This is a genomic window from Hespellia stercorisuis DSM 15480, from assembly GCF_900142165.1.
Taxonomy (GTDB): domain Bacteria; phylum Bacillota; class Clostridia; order Lachnospirales; family Lachnospiraceae; genus Hespellia; species Hespellia stercorisuis.
Map to the genome: position 1 here is coordinate 19,660 of NZ_FQZY01000021.1, position 17,668 is coordinate 37,327.

At 42.7% G+C, this 17,668-nt stretch carries 23 protein-coding genes; 11 read left to right on the forward strand and 12 right to left on the reverse strand.

The window, feature by feature from the left end; translation table 11 throughout:
* Nucleotides 1–124: 124 nt before the first annotated feature.
* From obgE to BUB85_RS08355, 7 genes are all read left to right on the forward strand, one after another.
* Nucleotides 125–1,408: a GTPase ObgE gene (gene obgE / locus BUB85_RS08325; protein ID WP_073108360.1), complete on the forward strand. Its 1,284-nt coding sequence runs from the start codon at nt 125–127 to the stop codon at nt 1,406–1,408.
* 102 nt (nt 1,409–1,510) lie between these two features.
* Nucleotides 1,511–1,801: a ribosome assembly RNA-binding protein YhbY gene (yhbY, locus tag BUB85_RS08330; RefSeq protein WP_073108364.1), complete on the forward strand. Its 291-nt coding sequence runs from the start codon at nt 1,511–1,513 to the stop codon at nt 1,799–1,801.
* A 19-nt stretch (nt 1,802–1,820) separates the two neighbouring features.
* Entirely contained in the window at nt 1,821–2,459 is a 639-nt protein-coding gene (nadD, locus tag BUB85_RS08335; protein ID WP_073108367.1) for a nicotinate-nucleotide adenylyltransferase, read from the forward strand.
* Entirely contained in the window at nt 2,443–3,054 is a 612-nt protein-coding gene (gene yqeK, locus BUB85_RS08340; protein ID WP_084533964.1) for a bis(5'-nucleosyl)-tetraphosphatase (symmetrical) YqeK, read from the forward strand. The genes nadD and yqeK overlap by 17 nt, the downstream gene beginning before the upstream one ends.
* 13 nt (nt 3,055–3,067) lie before the next feature.
* Nucleotides 3,068–3,418 (forward strand): ribosome silencing factor, encoded by a 351-nt coding sequence (rsfS, locus tag BUB85_RS08345; protein ID WP_073108377.1) that lies wholly within the window; start codon nt 3,068–3,070, stop codon nt 3,416–3,418.
* A gap of 59 nt (nt 3,419–3,477) precedes the next feature.
* Nucleotides 3,478–4,056: a GNAT family N-acetyltransferase gene (locus BUB85_RS08350; RefSeq protein ID WP_073108382.1), complete on the forward strand. Its 579-nt coding sequence runs from the start codon at nt 3,478–3,480 to the stop codon at nt 4,054–4,056.
* On the forward strand, nt 4,043–5,221 hold the full coding sequence (locus BUB85_RS08355; protein ID WP_073108387.1) for an alanyl-tRNA editing protein: 1,179 nt from the start codon (nt 4,043–4,045) through the stop codon (nt 5,219–5,221). Before BUB85_RS08350 ends, BUB85_RS08355 begins: the two co-directional genes overlap by 14 nt.
* Before the next feature lie 152 nt (nt 5,222–5,373).
* Here the strand turns inward: BUB85_RS08355 and lexA are convergent, their stop codons facing one another.
* Nucleotides 5,374–5,988 carry a transcriptional repressor LexA gene (gene lexA, locus BUB85_RS08360; RefSeq protein ID WP_073108391.1) on the reverse strand — a complete coding sequence of 205 codons (615 nt, stop codon included), beginning with the start codon at nt 5,986–5,988 and terminating at the stop codon, nt 5,374–5,376.
* A 297-nt stretch (nt 5,989–6,285) separates the two neighbouring features.
* Between lexA and BUB85_RS08365 the strand changes: the two genes are divergently transcribed.
* Nucleotides 6,286–6,648 carry a LysM peptidoglycan-binding domain-containing protein gene (locus BUB85_RS08365; RefSeq protein ID WP_073108394.1) on the forward strand — a complete coding sequence of 121 codons (363 nt, stop codon included), beginning with the start codon at nt 6,286–6,288 and terminating at the stop codon, nt 6,646–6,648.
* Between the two features lie 366 nt (nt 6,649–7,014).
* Nucleotides 7,015–8,091: a tyrosine-type recombinase/integrase gene (locus BUB85_RS08370; RefSeq protein ID WP_073108397.1), complete on the forward strand. Its 1,077-nt coding sequence runs from the start codon at nt 7,015–7,017 to the stop codon at nt 8,089–8,091.
* Nucleotides 8,092–8,165: 74 nt separating this feature from the next.
* On the opposite strand, the gene BUB85_RS08375 is transcribed toward BUB85_RS08370, so the two are convergent.
* The 3 genes from BUB85_RS08375 to dtd all read right to left on the reverse strand — a co-directional run bounded on the left by BUB85_RS08375 (nt 8,166) and on the right by dtd (nt 9,829).
* Nucleotides 8,166–8,372, reverse strand: coding sequence for a hypothetical protein (locus BUB85_RS08375; RefSeq protein ID WP_073108400.1), 207 nt, complete (start codon nt 8,370–8,372; stop codon nt 8,166–8,168).
* A gap of 315 nt (nt 8,373–8,687) precedes the next feature.
* Complete coding sequence (locus BUB85_RS08380; protein ID WP_073108403.1) at nt 8,688–9,332, reverse strand: HAD family hydrolase; 645 nt, start codon at nt 9,330–9,332, stop codon at nt 8,688–8,690.
* Between the two features lie 50 nt (nt 9,333–9,382).
* Nucleotides 9,383–9,829 (reverse strand): D-aminoacyl-tRNA deacylase, encoded by a 447-nt coding sequence (dtd, locus tag BUB85_RS08385; RefSeq protein WP_073108406.1) that lies wholly within the window; start codon nt 9,827–9,829, stop codon nt 9,383–9,385.
* Nucleotides 9,830–9,992: 163 nt separating this feature from the next.
* Here dtd and BUB85_RS08390 point away from each other — a divergent pair, with 163 nt between their 5' ends.
* A complete protein-coding gene (locus tag BUB85_RS08390; protein WP_073108409.1) occupies nt 9,993–10,724 on the forward strand; it encodes a tRNA 2-thiocytidine biosynthesis TtcA family protein in 732 nt (243 codons plus the stop codon).
* A 74-nt stretch (nt 10,725–10,798) separates the two neighbouring features.
* Here BUB85_RS08390 and BUB85_RS08395 read toward each other — a convergent pair whose 3' ends face one another.
* From BUB85_RS08395 to BUB85_RS08420, 6 genes are all read right to left on the reverse strand, one after another.
* Nucleotides 10,799–11,440: a cytidylate kinase-like family protein gene (locus BUB85_RS08395; RefSeq protein WP_073108413.1), complete on the reverse strand. Its 642-nt coding sequence runs from the start codon at nt 11,438–11,440 to the stop codon at nt 10,799–10,801.
* Nucleotides 11,441–11,521: 81 nt separating this feature from the next.
* Nucleotides 11,522–12,436: an RluA family pseudouridine synthase gene (locus BUB85_RS08400; RefSeq protein WP_073108418.1), complete on the reverse strand. Its 915-nt coding sequence runs from the start codon at nt 12,434–12,436 to the stop codon at nt 11,522–11,524.
* A gap of 5 nt (nt 12,437–12,441) precedes the next feature.
* Nucleotides 12,442–12,945, reverse strand: coding sequence for a signal peptidase II (lspA, locus tag BUB85_RS08405; protein ID WP_073108422.1), 504 nt, complete (start codon nt 12,943–12,945; stop codon nt 12,442–12,444).
* 210 nt (nt 12,946–13,155) lie between these two features.
* Nucleotides 13,156–13,677, reverse strand: coding sequence for a cell division protein SepF (locus tag BUB85_RS08410; protein ID WP_073108425.1), 522 nt, complete (start codon nt 13,675–13,677; stop codon nt 13,156–13,158).
* Nucleotides 13,678–13,731: 54 nt separating this feature from the next.
* Nucleotides 13,732–14,427: a YggS family pyridoxal phosphate-dependent enzyme gene (locus BUB85_RS08415; protein ID WP_073108430.1), complete on the reverse strand. Its 696-nt coding sequence runs from the start codon at nt 14,425–14,427 to the stop codon at nt 13,732–13,734.
* A 67-nt stretch (nt 14,428–14,494) separates the two neighbouring features.
* Complete coding sequence (locus tag BUB85_RS08420; protein WP_084533966.1) at nt 14,495–15,889, reverse strand: HlyD family efflux transporter periplasmic adaptor subunit; 1,395 nt, start codon at nt 15,887–15,889, stop codon at nt 14,495–14,497.
* A 104-nt stretch (nt 15,890–15,993) separates the two neighbouring features.
* Between BUB85_RS08420 and BUB85_RS08425 the strand changes: the two genes are divergently transcribed.
* Nucleotides 15,994–16,200: a DUF378 domain-containing protein gene (locus BUB85_RS08425; RefSeq protein ID WP_073108444.1), complete on the forward strand. Its 207-nt coding sequence runs from the start codon at nt 15,994–15,996 to the stop codon at nt 16,198–16,200.
* A 107-nt stretch (nt 16,201–16,307) separates the two neighbouring features.
* On the opposite strand, the gene BUB85_RS08430 is transcribed toward BUB85_RS08425, so the two are convergent.
* Entirely contained in the window at nt 16,308–17,279 is a 972-nt protein-coding gene (locus tag BUB85_RS08430; protein ID WP_073108451.1) for a D-alanyl-D-alanine carboxypeptidase family protein, read from the reverse strand.
* Nucleotides 17,263–17,658 carry a methylglyoxal synthase gene (locus tag BUB85_RS08435; RefSeq protein WP_073108457.1) on the reverse strand — a complete coding sequence of 132 codons (396 nt, stop codon included), beginning with the start codon at nt 17,656–17,658 and terminating at the stop codon, nt 17,263–17,265. The genes BUB85_RS08430 and BUB85_RS08435 overlap by 17 nt, the downstream gene beginning before the upstream one ends.
* Between the last annotated feature and the right edge of the window lie 10 nt (nt 17,659–17,668).

Consider the following 17,668-nt stretch of genomic DNA (forward strand, 5'->3'; position numbering starts at 1 on the left):
AGGCCTATATTGATATATAGCTGATTATTTTAATGTAGTGTTGTCGATGTCCGGTGTATTGTGGATGTAAAATGGGCAGTTGTCTGCCTGAATTACTATATTAAAATGTATGGAGAGGAATATTATGTTTGCAGACAGAGCAAAGATTTATATAAGATCAGGAAAAGGCGGAGATGGCCATGTGAGTTTCCGAAGAGAATTGTATGTGCCAAACGGCGGACCTGACGGCGGTGACGGTGGAAAAGGCGGAGACCTTATATTTGAAGTGGACGAGGGTCTGAATACCCTTCAGGATTATCGTCACAAGAGAAAATTCGTCGCAAAAGACGGTGAGCCGGGCGGAAAAAAGCGTTGTCATGGTTCTAATGGAGACGATGTCGTACTGAAGGTTCCAGAGGGAACCATCATCAAAGAAGCCGAATCCGGAAAGGTGATTGCGGACATGTCCGGAGATAACAGACGCCAGATCATATTGAAGGGCGGCAGAGGCGGACAAGGCAATATGCACTTTGCAACAGCTACAATGCAGGTTCCGAAATATGCACAGCCGGGTCAGCCGGCACAGGAATTGGAAGTATCTCTGGAATTGAAAGTGATAGCGGATGTAGGTCTGGTTGGATTTCCGAATGTTGGAAAATCCACATTTCTTTCCCGCGTGACAAATGCGAATCCGAAGATTGCCAATTATCACTTCACAACCTTGAATCCCAACCTCGGGGTAGTGGATCTGGACGGCGGCAATGGCTTCGTGATAGCTGACATCCCAGGACTGATAGAAGGCGCGTCTGAGGGCGTTGGTCTTGGCCATGAGTTTCTGCGTCATATCGAGCGCACAAAGGTCATCATTCATGTGGTGGATGCGGCCGGAACCGAGGGACGTGATCCCATTGATGATATCCAGAAGATTAACGCTGAGCTTGAGGCCTACAATCCAGAGATTGCAAAGAGACCACAGGTGATCGCGGCAAACAAAACCGACCTGATTTACAAAGGCGATGAAGATCCGGTAGAAAAAATCCGGGCTGAATTTGAGCCGAAGGGAATCCGGGTGTTTGCTATTTCCGGCGTAACAGGAGAGGGTGTCAAAGAATTATTATATTATGTAGGCGATATGCTGAAAGATCTGGACAGCAAGCCGATTGTGTTTGAACAGGAATATTTCCCGGATGAAGAGTTGCCATATGAGAATCTTCCATATACAATTGAAGTGGAAGAGAACATGTATGTCGTGGAAGGTCCAAAGATTGAGAAGATGCTGGGTTATACAAACCTGGATTCTGAAAAAGGATTTGCATTCTTCCAGCGTTTTCTGAAAAGCTCTGGTATTTTGGATGAATTGGAAAAAGCTGGCATTGAAGAGGGCGATACAGTCAAGATGTATGGCTGGCAGTTTGATTATTACCGCTAGATAACAAGTAAAGGCGGGAATGAGCAGATGCCGAAACAGATGAATTCGTGCAGGATACAGATAATTGATACAGATTGATACAGATAGAAAGAGGAAAATAATATGACGACAAAGCAGAGAGCTTATTTAAAGAGTCTTGCAATGACGATGGATCCGATCTTCCAGGTTGGAAAGGGGAGTATGTCTCCCAGTCTGACAGCTGCAATAGAGGAGGCACTCGATGCGAGAGAACTGATTAAGATCAGTGTCTTGCAAAATTGTGCAGATGATCCGAAGGAGATTGCACAGATTATAGCAGAGAGAACCCGTTCCCAGGTTGTTCAGGTGATCGGTAAAAAAATTGTGCTGTACAAAGAAGGAAAAGACGATAAGAAAAAGATAGAGTTACCATAAAGTACAGGAGACAGGAAACATGAAGATTGGTGTTATGGGAGGTACCTTTGATCCGATTCATATTGGTCATCTGCTGCTCGGGGAGTTTGCATATGAGGCATTTGACCTGGATGAGGTGTGGTACCTTCCCAATGGGAATCCTCCTCATAAGGAGGCAGAGATTACAAAAGAAGCACTGAAACACCGCATAAAGATGGTAGAACTTGCAACAGAGAGTGTCCCTTATTTTAAGGTTTCGCTTCATGAAGCAGAGATCGGGGTACATTCCTATACCTACCAGACAATGGGGACTTTCTGTGAGATGTATCCGGATGCAGAATTTTATTTTATTCTGGGTGCGGATTCTTTGTTCTCCATTGAACAATGGAAGTATTTCAAAGAGATTTTTCCGACTTGTACAATTTTGGCAGCAATGCGTGATGACAAGGATATTGAGGATATGAAACATCAGATTGCCTATCTGAGAGAGACTTATGGAGCCCGGATAGAGCTGCTGAGGGCACCGCTTCTTGAGATCTCTTCAACGAAAATCCGTGAGCGAGCGGCGAAGGGACTTACCGTACACTACATGGTTCCTGATGCTGTTGCTGATTATATTGTGAAACAAAGCTTATACAAGACCGATAAAGATGAGGATAGTCATGACAGATATTCATAAGATAAGATTAGAGCTGGAAACTATTTTAAAGAAAGACCGCTATGAACACACACTTGGCGTAATGTACACTGCCGCATCACTCGCAATGCTGTATGAGGTGGACCTAAATAAGGCACTGCTTGCAGGGCTGCTTCATGATTGCGGGAAATATGCGCCGAACAAAGACCAGGTCCGGATTGCCCAGGAATACGGAATAGAACTTACGGACGCCGAGCGTGCAATTCCGGCTTTGATTCATGCAAAGCTGGGTGCATATCTGGCGGAACATAAGTACGGCGTAGAGGACAGGGAGATATTGAATGCCATTGTCTGCCACACGACAGGGCGGGCCAATATGACCAAGCTGGAGCGGATCCTCTATATTTCAGATTATATAGAGCCGGGGAGAGACCGCGATTCAAGACTTCCTGCTATTCGAAAAATGGCTTTTACAAACCTCGACAGAGCCGTGGCAATGGTTTCAGAAGCAACGCTGGATTTCCTTAAAAGAACCGGCAGAGAAGTGGATGGTTCGACCGAAGAAACATATCAGTATTATAAGAATAAAAAGCAGTCATACAACCATAAAAAGAGAAGATGGTATCAGGACAAGTGATAGGAGAAGAATAATGGAAAAAGCAAGAGAGATGGCACGCCTCGCGTGTGAGGCATTGGATGATAAAAAAGGGGAAGATACCCAGGTGATCGACATTTCGGGAGTATCCGTGATGGCAGATTACTTTATTATTTCAAACGGAACGAATGACAGTCAGGTGAAAGCACTGGTAGAGAGCGTCGAGGAAAAACTTGGAAGAGCCGGATATGAAGTCAAACAGAAGGAAGGCTACGGATCAAGCAGCTGGGTGCTCATGGATTTCGGCGATATTATTGTGCATGTATTTGACAAGGAGAATCGTCTGTTCTATGATCTGGAGAGAATCTGGCGTGATGGAAAAAAAGTGGATATTTCCACATTGTAAAAGTATTATAGCGTATAAGAAGTATAGAGTGATTCATAAGTATTTTGAGGTGAGCAGTTATGATAGATAAGGGGAATTTTACGGTCAGAATGGCCACGGAACATGACGTTGATGGAATTATAGAAGTATATGAACCATACGTAAAAGAAACATCGATTACTTTCGAATATGATGTTCCTACAGTCGAGGAATACGTGAGAAGAATCAATCGCATTCAAAAGAAATATCCATTTCTGGTTGCAGTGATTGACGAAAAAATCGTAGGGTATGCATATGCATCACAGTTAAAAAACAGGGCAGCATACGATTGGTCTGTAGAAGTATCAATTTATGTAAAAGAAGAGAACCAACATCACGGAATTGCATCTACATTGTATTCATTTCTTGAGACGATGCTGAAACAGCAGAATGTGGTGAATCTGTATGCCTGCATCACATATCCAAATGAACGCAGTATCGGATTCCATGAGTACATGGGTTTTCATGAAGCAGCACATTTTAATAAATGCGGATATAAGCAGAAGAAATGGCATGATGTTATCTGGATGGAGAAAGAACTTGGAGATCACAATAGTGAGCCGTTCTCTTTCATCCCGATTGATAAAATCTCCGGAGGAAAAAGGCATGATTCTGAGTAAGACAAGAAAATTATATGATGCAGATGCCTATCAGACTTCCTTTGATGCTGCTGTAATTTCCTGTGAGGAGAAAAAAAGTAAGAAGGATGTTACATATCAGATTGTTCTTGATCAGACATTGTTTTTCCCGGAAGAGGGAGGACAAAGCGCAGACCGTGGAGTCCTGAACGGCATAGATGTGTTGGATGTGCAGATTAAAAATGAAATCATAACCCATACGCTGTCGGAGCGGATCGAGCCGGGACAAAATGTTCATGGGGAGATCGATTGGGAGCACCGGTTCAACAACATGCAGCAGCATACTGGAGAGCATATTTTTTCAGGGCTGGTACATGCGAAGTTTGGATATGACAATGTCGGTTTTCATCTGAGTGACCAGGTTGTTACTATGGATTTCAGCGGTGTGCTGACAGAAGAGGATGCGCGCGAAATTGAGCATGAAGTAAATCTTTGCATTGCAAAAAACATTCCGGTAGAAATCTCTTTTCCAGAGAAAGATATCTTAACAAAATTAGACTATCGGAGTAAAATTGAGATAGACGGTGCGGTCCGCATAGTCACCATCCCCGGTTACGATGTATGTGCATGCTGTGCACCGCATGTACAGGCCACTGGCGCAATAGGAAGTCTGAAGGTACAAAGTATACAGAATTATAAAGGCGGCGTGCGAATCAGCATATTGTGCGGGTTGCGTGCACTGTCTGACTACCGGCAGAAGCTGGCTGCGGTAAAGAATCTTTCCAATATGTTATCCGTTCCGCAGGAGGAAGTCGTAACGGCAGTAGAAAAACTGCAGAATGATATGACTTCTTTAAAAGTTCAGCTGAAAAAAATGCAGCAGGAGAGGATTCTGGAAAAAGTACGGACATTGCCGCAAGAGTATGAGAATGTATGCCTGTTGGAATGCGAACTGGATCCAGAGGTAATGCGCACGGCTGTAAATGAAATGATGAATCATCACAGCGGTTATTGTGCAGCATTGTCTGGTTCAGACGAGGATGGATATCGTTTTGTTATCGGAAGTAAGGCGCAGGATGCCAAAATACTTGCGCAGCAGTTAAGAGAAGAATTTCAGGCAAAAGGCGGTGGATCATCTGACATGATACAGGGACAGGTTCATGCACCGGCAGAAGCGATAAAAAGCTGGATTTTACAACAGGAATAGCAATCCTGGATGAACGTGTTTATAGCAGATAATGAATGCAAGTTCTTCAAGGATAGAAAATAGTGCAAAGTGCAATCACCAAGCGAATGATTATTTCGAAAAAGTGATTGCACTTTTGTTTGTAAAAACTTTATCCAGCACATCAGAATATACTAGAAAAAACGAAATACACCAATTACTTTTCCCAAGATAGCGGCTTCTTTAACGATAATTGGTTCCATTGTATCATTTTCAGGCTGCAGACGAAAATAGTCATTTTCCTTATAAAATGTTTTTACAGTAGCACCATCTTCGATCAAAGCAACAACCATCTCTCCATTATGTGCGGTGTCAGCTTCCTCGACAAGTACCATATCGCCATCCAAAATGCCGGCATTAATCATACTTTCGCCCTTGACTGTGAGCATGAATGTCTGTTTGTTCGGCATATATTCTATCGGAATCGGAAAATAATTCTCTATGTGCTCCTGCGCGAGAATCGGTTCACCGGCAGCGACACGTCCTATAAGGGGCACATTCACCATCTCACGGCGCGTCAGATTAAATGTGTCATCCAAAATTTCAATTGCACGCGGTTTGGTCGGATCGCGGTGAATGTAACCGTTCTTTTCCAGCGTTTCCAGATGAGAGTGGACAGAAGATGTGGATTTTAAATTCACAGCTTCACAAATCTCACGAACAGCAGGAGGGAAACCACGCTCCAAAATCTGTCCCTTAATATAGTCTAATATTTCCTGTTGCTTCTTGCTTATCTTGCCCTGTGCCATAAGAACCTCCTCGTATACTCATTGATTATTACAAGTATTGTATCATATGGGAAAAAGAAAAGCAAACGCTTGTTGCGAAAATATGTTCGATTTTTGTTGCGAAAACGCTTGACAAACATTTGTTTGCATTCTATAATAAATATCAAGAACGGATGTTCGCGACAGCCGAACAGGATTTGAAGTTTAAGTGCATGATCATGGGGTGCGTAACAGGCTTGAGTGTTAAATGAAAGCTTGAATAAATTTTTAAATTCCAATGAAAGTATGGCGAGTGTCGCAAAGAGAGGGGTATGGACTATGAGCAGGGAACAGATGATAAGTAAGAGGAAGAGAAGCGCACAGGTTTTACAACAGAAAGTAATGTTGATTATTGCCGCAATTGCACTCATAATTTTGTGCAGCAGTGTATTCGGCGGACTTCTTACCTCGGCACATGGGAGCCGCTCTGAAGAGCCTGTAAACTATAAGTATTATAAAAGTATAGAGATAGAGTCAGGTGATACCTTATGGAGTATTGCAGAAACTTACATGACCGACGAATACAGTTCGGTTGGTGATTATGTTGAAGAGTTAAAATCGATTAATTCATTATCTTCAGAAGAGATTCATGAAGATCAGTACCTGACCGTTGCATATTACGATACACAGTTCAAGAAGTAACAATGAAGTAATTAAAATAGAAGATCCATTGATCATCGTTATCTTTACATTATATTATGTATTGATATACAACTCACCCAAAATCAATATTCGGAATTTCCGGTATTGGTTTTCTACCCACAAAAGAGGTGCCCGGTTTAGAGGCACTTTTTTTGTGGGTAGATTCGAAAATATATTTTCCGTATACGAAATTCAACTATAAAGTATTGTTAAAGCAGTACATTCAAATTAATGGATGAATCTATACGAGAAATACCAATTTTTCCAAAAGATGTAGACGCGAAAATACAAATATGATACAATTGCAGTAAATACAACGTTCAAATGGCTTTTTATGCTGTTTGCAGCATTTCAGGAGGTTTGCAGATGGGAAACAATTCCAGTGATAAGATAAAGACATATCAGGAACAATTATACATAGACAATACGGTCCGGCTGCGCGAAATTATCGCGACGCTGCCATCATTTTCCAAGGACTTCTTTCGAGCCATCGAGCCGACTACGTCAGCGAAAACAAGAATATCGTATGCGTATGACATCCGGGTGTTCTTTCGTTTTCTATTAGATAACAACCCGTACTATAAGAACAAAGCGATGGATGATTTTACAGTAAAGGATCTGGAACGCCTGGAATCGGTTGATATTGAGGAATATATGGAGTTTCTTAAGGTTTATAGATCTGACGACAATCAGATGCTTACAAACGGTGAAAAAGGCCTCTCAAGAAAGATGTCGGCGCTGCGAAGCTTTTATGCTTATTACTATAAACGCCAGATTATCGAAAAAAATCCTACGCTGCTTGTAGATATGCCGAAACTACATGAAAAGGCCATCATACGCCTCGATACAGATGAGGTTGCCCTGCTGCTTGATTTTGTGGAGAATTGCGGGGATCAACTGACCGGACAGGCTAAAGTATATTATGAAAAAACCAAATACCGTGATCTGGCAATCCTTACATTGCTCCTGGGCACCGGAATCCGTGTATCTGAGTGCGTTGGACTCGATGTTCTGGATGTGGATTTTAAGAACAACGGCATCAAAGTGACTCGAAAAGGCGGAAACGAAATGGTGGTTTATTTTGGTGAAGAAGTTCGCGGTGCAATCCAGCGCTATCTCGATAATACCAGAAACCTGATGAGACCTCTTCCCGGTCATGAAAATGCTTTGTTTTTATCAACGCAGAAAAAACGGATGGGTGTTCAGGCCGTCGAGAATATGGTGAAGAAATACGCCAGACAAGTAACGCCCAACAAGAAAATTACCCCCCATAAGCTTCGGAGCACCTATGGAACTGCGCTATATAAAGAAACCGGTGATATTTATCTCGTGGCAGATGTTCTGGGGCACAAGGATGTCAATACAACGAAGAAACACTATGCGGCCATCGATGAAAATCGAAGAAAACAGGCGGCTTCTGCGGTGAAGCTGCGAGAATCATAAATAACAAATGGTAAAGTACAAATAAAGCCCTCCTGTGGAATAACAAGATCTCACAGGGGGCTTTAAACAATTGTTTATTTCATTTTTTGGAGAAACCCACCTAGAAAGGCTTCTGGATATTGAAAAAATTTTTCTCCATCTTCAAATAAAACGACAAGCGATTTTCCGGTTTTTTTCTTGACAGTTCCCTCTCCAAATTTTTCGTGCAGTACCTTGTCGTGAGCTTTAATTTTTGGTACCGTATTTTCAACATTGTTAATATTGTTGTTAAGATTTTCCATTCCTTGCCTCCCCATTTGATTTATTTATAAGTTACGCTGCCACTACTCTTTTTGATTTAAAACACACCTCCATATCCGGAATTTTGCACATCTATTTTTGTTACATTTTTATAAAAATTGCGAACAAATTATCCTTTCTCTCATTATATCAGAAAATTATGCAAAATGTTGTCAGTTTTTCGTATAAAAATTCACACGGTTTTTAGTAATAATTTAAAAGCTGAAGAGAATTTATTCTTAAACAAATTCTTTTCAGCTTTCTGCTCATTTATAAGCCGATCATCTATACGGCACGTATTCATAAGCCATGCATTTTTACAGAATGATCTTCGGAATGTCTGCTGCTGTTTCCGCGATGTAATCCGCTCCTGCTTTTTTTAACTCCTCCAGACTTCCGTATCCATACAAGACTCCCATAGATGCGATATGCGTACTTCTTGCACCGTAAATATCGTGTTCGCGGTCTCCGATCATAAGGACCGTGGAACTATCCCGGATTCCTGCGCGATTCAGTACATAGGCAATCACATCAGCTTTGGCAGTACGGGTCTCATCCATGGTGCTGCCGCCAACAAAATCAAAGTAAGTGTCCAGATGAAAATACTCAATAATTTGCCTCGCGTATGGTTCTGGTTTTGATGTGGCTACAAAAAGATGTTTCTGATGATCTTTCAGCCTGATGAGAGCATCCTCAATTCCGGGGTATAAGGAATTTTCGCGTATCCCGCGTTCTGTGTAATACTCCCGAAAATACGAAACACCTTGATTGGCCTTCTCTTCCGTGAAACCATAGAACTTTTGAAAACTCTGGATCAGTGGCGGACCGATAAACTTATTGAGTTCATTTCGATCGGCTACCGGAATCTGGAATCTTTGAAGCGCATACATGATTGAATTTACAATACCCGGACCGGAATCCGTCAGCGTGCCATCAAGATCAAATAAAATATTCTGGTACATATGTTTTCTCCTGTTTTGGGTAAAGCGGACGTCCGAAATCCGCTTCAGAATTATAAATTATCTGAGTCCAGAACAATGGTAAATGGTCCGTCATTGACCAGGCTGACCTTCATGTCTGCGCCAAACTCCCCTCTCTCGACCGTCTCGACAGATGCTTTGCATTTCTCGATAATGTACTCATACAGGTCACTTGCATAGTCAGGAGCGCCTGCTTCGATAAAGCTCGGGCGGTTTCCCTTTTTACAGTTGGCATACAATGTGAATTGGGAAATCAGAAGAAGCGCGCCATCCACATCAGCGAGTGACAAATTAGTTTTTCCGTTTTCATCTTCAAAAATGCGCAGACCGATCATCTTGCGAATCATTTTATCAGCAGTTTCTTTCGTGTCTTCATTAGACACACCGATTAAAACCATATATCCCTTATCAATAGAACCAATCACCGTTTCATCCACGGACACAGATGAAGACAATACTCGTTGAATCACAAATCTCATATCTAATATTCTCCTTTGTAAATGTATTATAGAATAAGCTCAGGTCATATTATAACACGGGAACTATTCCAAACCAAGCAGAATGTTATGCCGGAGCGGAAAAAGAGTCATTGAAAATCTCCGTGGATTCGTGTAAGCTGAATATATGCAGGAGGAAATATGAATGAAATTACAGAAATTACTGAGCTATACACGGCGTGCCGTGGAGGACTATGGAATGATTGAGGAGGGGGATCATATCGCGGTCGGAATTTCGGGTGGAAAAGACAGCCTGACGCTTCTCTATGCCCTGCACGGACTCAAGCGTTTTTATCCGAAAAATTTTGAACTGAGTGCTGTGACTGTTGATCTCGGCTATGAAAAATTTAATCTGGAGCCGATTGAAGCTCTGTGCCGTGAACTTGAGATTCCATACCGTATTGTAAGGTCAGATATTGCCCATATTCTCTTTGATCTGCGCAAGGAGGCAAATCCCTGCTCTCTCTGTGCAAAGATGCGGAAAGGGGCGTTAAACAATGCTGTGAAGGAGATGGGGTGTAACAAGGTTGCCTATGCACATCACAAGGATGATATTATCGAGACGATGCTGCTTTCTCTTATATTCGAAGGCCGTTTTTATTCCTTCTCACCGAAAACATATCTGGATCGTATGGAACTGACTGTAATCCGTCCGATCATGTATGTTGATGAGATGGATGTAATCGGATTCCAGCACAAATATGATCTTCCGGTTGTAAAGAGCAGATGTCCCGTAGATGGACACACAAAACGAGCTTACGTGAAGGAGCTTGTAAAACAGCTGAACCTGGAAAATCCCGGGGCAAGGGAGCGGATGTTTACGGCAATATTGAATGGAGAAATCGCCGGATGGCCGGAACGGATGATGAGAAAATGAGAAAACAGGAAAATGAAAGAGAGCGCAGACAATATTATTTATTGTCTGCGCTCTCTTTCGTTTTCACAGCAGGACTACAAAATCGGTTTCTCGATTGTTTCTTTCAGCTGCACATAGTCTGCAATTGCCTGAACAACACCGTCGATGCCCAGTGCTGAGGTTGAAAAGCTTGCTTCATAACTCTGTACATCTGCCCAGCGTTTGTTTGTGAAATAATTGTAGTAGCTGGAACGTTTTTTATCTGTCTTGGAAATCATATCTTTTGCCTTGGCGTCGGTCAAATCAAAGGTTCTTGCAATTCGTTTGATTCTGGCATCAAGATCCGCGTGAATGAAGACGCTCACCACATTATCGTAATTCTCCAACGCATAGTCGGCACAACGGCCAACCATAACACAGGGACCTTCATTTGCAATTTTTTTGATTGCATCGAACTGCGCAAGAAATACCTTGTGGTTGATTGGCATATCGGAATATGTACTTCCGGAATAGCCCATAGAATACGTATCCATTACGAGGGAATAGAGAAAACTGTTCGTTGGTTTTTCATCGTGCGTCTCGAAAATCTCCTCGCAGATACCACTCTCTTTTGCGGCAACTGTAAGCAATTCCTTGTCATAAAGCTTTATTCCGAACTTTTCGGCCAATTTGGCACCGACCTCTTTTCCGCCACTTCCAAACTCTCTGCCGATTGTAATAATAGAATTAATACTCATATAAGTCACTCTCCTTTTGTGATAGGACACATGTTTGTTATCTCTATTATAAAGGATTGTGATTGGATTTACAAATATAATTTACAATTGATTTCTGAAGTTCCGGAGCAGTTTCTGAAAATATTCCGGCAGCGGAGCATCAAACTCCATGTACTCTCCCGTCCGTGGGTGAATGATCCCGAGTACTTTTGCGTGAAGCGTCTGTCCCTGCAGATGATATGGGGATTTAGATGGACCGTATACGGTATCGCCCAGAATTGGATGCCCGATACTGGACATATGTACACGAATCTGATGTGTACGTCCCGTCTCCAGCTGACATTCAATATACGTATAATTCTGGAAATGCTCCAGAACTCTGTAATGCGTGACGGCCTCTTTCCCATTTTTGGCAACAACACTCATCTTCTTCCGGTCAACGGGGTGTCGTCCGATTGGAGCGTCCACGGTTCCCTCCTCCACGGTAATGCTCCCATGCACGATTGCGTGGTACTTACGGGTGATGGAATGCTCTTTCAGCTGGTCAGCAAGGGCGCGATGCGCCATGTCGTTCTTACAGATGATCAGTGATCCCGTGGTATCCATGTCGATACGATGTACGATGCCCGGACGCATGACACCATTGATTCCGGATAAATTATCCTTGCAGTGGAACAGAATTGCATTGACCAGCGTGCCACTAAAATGACCGGCAGATGGGTGTACAACCATCCCCTTTGGCTTGTTTACAACGAGAATGTCACTGTCCTCATAGAGAACATCCAGAGGAATATCCTCGGGAACAATATCCGGGACCTCCGGTTCCGGCATCTGAAGAGAAACCTGATCTCCGGCACTCACTTTATAATTCGATTTGACATTTTTTCCGTTGACAGTAACGAGCGAATCCTTGATGATTTTCTGGATATAAGAACGAGAAGTTTCCGGCATCTTATCTGCCAGAAACTTATCGATTCGTTCATGATTCAGTTCGGAAGTAAAAAGAAATTGTTCCATAATGGTTACCCCTTAAAAGATAAATCCTCTTCTTTATAAAAAAAGAAGAGCAATATGATAAATAAAAAGCAAGCGACTGTAACATAGATATCCGCTACGTTAAAAACCGGGAAGTCAATCAGTTTAAAGTAGAAAAAATCTACGACATAGTTGCGGGATAAGCGATCGATCAGATTGCCGATGGCTCCGGCACAGATCAGAACACAGACGATACGCAGCGGGAGATATTTTTGGCTCCAGGGCATCTTTTGCCAGAAGTATAGCCCGGCAATTAAGATGATGATGGCACCAATTACAAATATGATTTGTTTGTTCTGGAACATTCCGAAAGCCGCGCCGCGGTTTTCAAGATACAACAGCTCAAATACCCCTTTGATAAGTACCAGCGGGTTCTGATTGCGCAGATGCTCCACCGCCAGATATTTGGTGAACTGATCGAAGCCAACCAGCACAGCAACTGAAAAAATAATAGTAAAATATTTCGTGAAAATTGAAGTCTTTTTTTCCATTTGTGATCCTCATAATATTTTGTGTAATATTGATGGAAATGTCGCGGTTCAAACAGTATCCGTCTCAACAGGAAGTCTGTGCAACCACTAAGAAAGAGCATCAGGGAGAAAATCCACCGTCTGACGCTCTGTTTATCCATATCCACCGAAAGTACTGTAAAAATGCTTTGGTAATGTATGTAAGATATTAAGTTCAGCCAGATTCAGAGATTAGAATCTGTTTCTAACTGCCGGCATGTCCATGGAACCGCCGAGCAAATCCTGTAAATCACCGGAAATATCAACATTTGTAGGTGTAACAAGGAAAATATAATTTGAAATCTTCTGAAGATTTCCACTGATCGCAAATGTAGCACCTGATGTAAAATCAATGATCCGCTGTGCAATCTCAAGATCCAGTCCTTCTAAATTGAGGATGACGGTACGGCTGTCCAAAAGAGTCTCGGTGATTTCTCTTGCGTCGTCCACCGATGTCGGTTTTACCACACATACTTCCATTCCTGCTGCACGCTTGCCGGAGGGCTGGCGCATTGGAGTTACCTTGTTAGACTGGTGCGATTTCTTTTCCGGTTGAGCATCGTAGTCATCGAAATCGTCTTTCTCCTTTTTGTTGAAAAAACTCTTTCGAGGCTTGTCCTCAAAATCATCATCATAATCGTCATAAAAATCGTCATCGTAGTCATCTTCGTCGTTCAGTTTCATAATATCAAGGAACTTATCAAACACACCCATATTTTACTCTCCTATCTGATGTTGTATTTATCTCAAGTATACTTTGTGTCTACCCTACACATTCTTATAATCGCGAACACCAAAGATTCCGGTTCCTACCCGAACCATGGTTGCGCCTTCTTCGATGGCAACCTCATAATCATTGGTCATACCCATAGAAAGTATACTCACATTAACATTATCAATGTTTTTGTTAGTAATGTCAACAGATAATTTGCGCAAACCAGCAAAGATTTCGCGATTTTCTTCGGGATTTTCCACATATGGAGCAATTGTCATTAGTCCGCAGATGTGAATATGAGGAAATTCGGCAATTTCTTCCACCATTGGAAGAACCTCTTCCGTGGATAGTCCGAACTTACTCTCTTCTTGAGCCACATTGACTTCCATTAAAATGTCAACGACACAGTTCTTTTTTGCAGCCTCTTTTTCGATGGCCTCAGCAAGCCTGACGGAGTCCACTGAATGAATCAAAGTCGTTTTCCCGATGAGATATTTTGCCTTGTTCCGCTGGAGATGGCCAATCATGTGCCATTTGATGTCCTGGGGCATTGCCTCGTATTTGTCGCACATCTCCTGCACTTTGTTCTCACCAAAGGTGCGGATTCCCAGATCATATACCTCCTGCAGCATAGAGACCGGCTTTGTCTTGCTCACAGCGATCAGTGTCACCTCGCTTCGATCACGCCCGGAGCGTCTGCAGGCATCGCTGATGCGCTCTTCTACTTCATTTAATTGTTTTTCTAACATATATATCAGACCTTTCTATTTTAGCATTACTATCGGGCAGAAGCCGGACAGTGATAAAAATCATTATTTATTGAAATACAACCTCGCCCTCTTTTACCGTACTGCTGTCCAGAACAATATGATCATAATTCGACAGACTATAGGAATCTGACTTGTCGATGATATAATACTCATCGCTTTCACAGAGAACTGTCACCGGGCGGAAAATGGCATAGCCTTTATTGATGTTATACGCGCCACGGAGCCGCTTGCGCTCAGTCAGCGCGGTGGTATCTCCGGATTCTGGCTTAATCAGGACATCGCCCTGCTTAAAAAGTTCTGGATCAATATAAACCATGCCATCTTCTGTCTGATAGTAGATGTCTGCTTCGACAAACTCAGAACTGCTTGCCCCGCCCTTGCCGGAGACCTGCTTCAGAACGCCAGATGCGCTGCTGTCACCACCATAGGTTATATAATCGCTCGGAATCACATAAAAATCTTTTTTCAAAACAGAGGTTTTGGGAATCTTTAATCCATTTTGGTCTTCCAGAATCAGCTCAACATTTACAAAGCGTTCCGAACAATACTGAATCATGGAATTATCATAGCTTAAAATTGCATAGTTTGTGCCATCCTTTGATACGACAGATAAATTCGCCCAGACAGATTCTGTGTGATTATCCAGATGTGTCTTGACGGATGTTGTATTGACCAGTTCAACCGCACTGTCTTTATCCAGCTCGACGATGACGTACCAACTCTCATCCGTGATGAGCTTGCAAACCGGCGCTCCAGCCGAAACCTGACTTCCATCTTCCAGCGAACTGCTCTCATGGGTGGTTGAATCCAGATCTTTTTTGGTAAAGTTATCAATTGTAATATCCTCGTATCCGTCCACATTAAATGAGAGAATACCATCGGTTGGTGCGGTAGTTACATTAATTCCGGATGCATCTGCGGATGCCAGAATCGCATTCAACTGCGCGGCTTTTGTCTGGCTGGTTACCTTCTGAAGTGTGTTTGTAATCTCATTTGCCAGGGTATGAACCTTCGAAAAATCTGTTCCGTTGAAGCCCTCATTGAAGCTCTGAATGGAACGGATGATATTCGACTGTTCTTTTGTGGAAAGAGAGACATCCTTTGCGGTTGTCGTTTCAGAATCCAGCTTGTTTTTGGAAACTGTATAAAGGTTCTCACCGTTGCGCACCTTGCTGTTCTCTGATACAAAATAAGTGATGTAGCCGGCGCTGTCCGTATTCACGACGGACTCACTGCGCAGTGCAAGACCTGTGTAAGTGTTGTTGCGCAGAATACTTCCCTCGCGCACTTCGTAGATCGAGACTCTCTTGGAGGTGAGATAGGTAAAAAGTGTTATAACCAGATAGACAAATACGATGGCAAACACGAAGATGCCGATATTAATCTCCTGGCGGTTTCTATATTTTTTAATGTTGACTGAATTATTCTTTTTCGCTGCCAAAATATTTTCCTCCTGACACTTTTTCAAGTATAACATTTTTTGTTGTATATTTCCAGTTCTGTGTGGAAACACTGTATATTATTGATAGTAAAGGAGGTAATATCATGAAATGGTTCGATAATACAGCTCTTTCACTTGTTATTATTGGGGCAATCAACTGGCTTCTGGTCGGGATTTTCCGGTTTGATCTGGTTGCATTTCTATTCGGCAATTTAAGCTGGATGTCCAGAATTATTTATACCATTGTCGGTTTGTGTGGTCTGTATCTGTTCAGTCTGTTTGGCAGAATCCATAGCATGTCCGAATCATAGAAATAAGGCATATTATAAATGCAGTAACCAGTCCATAAAAACAGGGGGATCTCATAAGAGACCCCCCTGCATTTTTTGGGAAGGATACCATTAAAATCCATTCAAAGTTATTTTACGATTCCGGCCGTCAGCAGTTCCGATGTATCCGCATAAAGCTGCTCCTTGCTGTCAGCGCCCATCACAACAGAAATGTATGGCGCATTAGTCATATCCTGATTGTAAAGAATCACACAGGATCCGGCTTCGTCGGTTGTTCCAGTCTTACCTCCCAGAACACGAACACCGTCCGGCATCTGTGTTACGCCGGTTGAATAGTAGTTGGTGGGTTCCCATACGACTGTCCGCAGTTCACCGGCTGAATTGGTAATGTTTGCATTGTAAGAAGTCTGCGAAATAATATCGATGAACCGCTGATCCTTACAGCAGGCATTGAACATCAGATATAAATCATAGGCTGTGGTATAGTGATCCTCCTCGTGCAGTCCGTGTGGATTGACGAAGTTCGTGTGTGTTGCACCGAGTGCCCTGGCTTCTTCGTTCATCTGGTTCACGAATGCATCAACACTGCCGGAAACATGCTCCGCAATCGCAATGGCGGCGTCGTTGCCGGAATACAGCAGAAGACCGTTCATCAGGTCATACATTGTCAGTTTGTCTCCTGGTTCCAGACCACACACCTGAGCATCCGCATCAAAATTCACTGCATTTTCAGAGACGGTGACAATGTCATCCATATTGCCGTACTTCAAGGCTACATAGGCAGTCAGGACCTTGGTGGTACTGGCCGGGTAGATCTGGTCAAACAGTCTGTCACCATAAAGAACCTGAGCATTGGAAATGTCGAATAGTCCTGCAGCATGGAGATTCTCATCAGTCGTGTAGTTGGCAAGCTCAACGTTGGTGTTGGTTACACAGAGATCTTTTGCAAAGCCGTCACTTTTGACCAGTGATTTATTATATTGTGTCTTTTCATAATCCGTTGCGTACGTTTTAGCCTGCCCGCAGCCGCCGAGAAGACTCCCGGTGGTGAGTACAAGAGCAGTCAGCACGCAGATTTTCTTTTTATTTATACATTTCACGCCAGTCTAAATCTCCTCTATCTAAGGCAAGAACGAGAATCTCCGCAGTTGCGATGTTCGTTGCCATTGGTATATTGTATGTATCACATAGTTTTACGATATCATTGACATCCGGTTCGTGTGATTTGGGTGCAAGCGGATCGCGCAGGAAAATCAATGCATCCATCTGATTATGCTCAATTTGAGCCCCTAACTGTTGTTTTCCTCCAAGATGTCCTGCCAGATACTTGTGAATGTTAAGATTTGTCACTTCTTCCACCAATCTTCCCGTGGTGTCTGTCGCAAACAAATTGTGCTTGCTTAAGATGCCTCTGTAAGCTATGCAAAAATTCTGCATTAATTTTTTCTTTGCATCATGTGCAACTAATCCAATGTTCATGCGATTGCTC

What these genes read in the sequence shown, in the direction of transcription:
- BUB85_RS08435 (WP_073108457.1), bottom strand. Translation starts at nt 17,658, where the DNA reads ATGAACATTGGATTAGTTGCACATGATGCAAAGAAAAAATTAATGCAG.
- BUB85_RS08365 (WP_073108394.1), top strand. Translation starts at nt 6,286, where the DNA reads ATGAGCAGGGAACAGATGATAAGTAAGAGGAAGAGAAGCGCACAGGTT.
- BUB85_RS08380 (WP_073108403.1), bottom strand. Translation starts at nt 9,332, where the DNA reads ATGTACCAGAATATTTTATTTGATCTTGATGGCACGCTGACGGATTCC.
- BUB85_RS08425 (WP_073108444.1), top strand. Translation starts at nt 15,994, where the DNA reads ATGAAATGGTTCGATAATACAGCTCTTTCACTTGTTATTATTGGGGCA.
- BUB85_RS08415 (WP_073108430.1), bottom strand. Translation starts at nt 14,427, where the DNA reads ATGTTAGAAAAACAATTAAATGAAGTAGAAGAGCGCATCAGCGATGCC.
- rsfS (WP_073108377.1), top strand. Translation starts at nt 3,068, where the DNA reads ATGGAAAAAGCAAGAGAGATGGCACGCCTCGCGTGTGAGGCATTGGAT.
- lspA (WP_073108422.1), bottom strand. Translation starts at nt 12,945, where the DNA reads ATGGAAAAAAAGACTTCAATTTTCACGAAATATTTTACTATTATTTTT.
- BUB85_RS08410 (WP_073108425.1), bottom strand. Translation starts at nt 13,677, where the DNA reads ATGGGTGTGTTTGATAAGTTCCTTGATATTATGAAACTGAACGACGAA.
- BUB85_RS08355 (WP_073108387.1), top strand. Translation starts at nt 4,043, where the DNA reads ATGATTCTGAGTAAGACAAGAAAATTATATGATGCAGATGCCTATCAG.
- BUB85_RS08395 (WP_073108413.1), bottom strand. Translation starts at nt 11,440, where the DNA reads ATGAGTATTAATTCTATTATTACAATCGGCAGAGAGTTTGGAAGTGGC.
- BUB85_RS08390 (WP_073108409.1), top strand. Translation starts at nt 9,993, where the DNA reads ATGAAATTACAGAAATTACTGAGCTATACACGGCGTGCCGTGGAGGAC.
- BUB85_RS08375 (WP_073108400.1), bottom strand. Translation starts at nt 8,372, where the DNA reads ATGGAAAATCTTAACAACAATATTAACAATGTTGAAAATACGGTACCA.
- yqeK (WP_084533964.1), top strand. Translation starts at nt 2,443, where the DNA reads ATGACAGATATTCATAAGATAAGATTAGAGCTGGAAACTATTTTAAAG.
- nadD (WP_073108367.1), top strand. Translation starts at nt 1,821, where the DNA reads ATGAAGATTGGTGTTATGGGAGGTACCTTTGATCCGATTCATATTGGT.
- yhbY (WP_073108364.1), top strand. Translation starts at nt 1,511, where the DNA reads ATGACGACAAAGCAGAGAGCTTATTTAAAGAGTCTTGCAATGACGATG.
- lexA (WP_073108391.1), bottom strand. Translation starts at nt 5,988, where the DNA reads ATGGCACAGGGCAAGATAAGCAAGAAGCAACAGGAAATATTAGACTAT.
- dtd (WP_073108406.1), bottom strand. Translation starts at nt 9,829, where the DNA reads ATGAGATTTGTGATTCAACGAGTATTGTCTTCATCTGTGTCCGTGGAT.
- BUB85_RS08370 (WP_073108397.1), top strand. Translation starts at nt 7,015, where the DNA reads ATGGGAAACAATTCCAGTGATAAGATAAAGACATATCAGGAACAATTA.
- obgE (WP_073108360.1), top strand. Translation starts at nt 125, where the DNA reads ATGTTTGCAGACAGAGCAAAGATTTATATAAGATCAGGAAAAGGCGGA.
- BUB85_RS08400 (WP_073108418.1), bottom strand. Translation starts at nt 12,436, where the DNA reads ATGGAACAATTTCTTTTTACTTCCGAACTGAATCATGAACGAATCGAT.
- BUB85_RS08350 (WP_073108382.1), top strand. Translation starts at nt 3,478, where the DNA reads ATGATAGATAAGGGGAATTTTACGGTCAGAATGGCCACGGAACATGAC.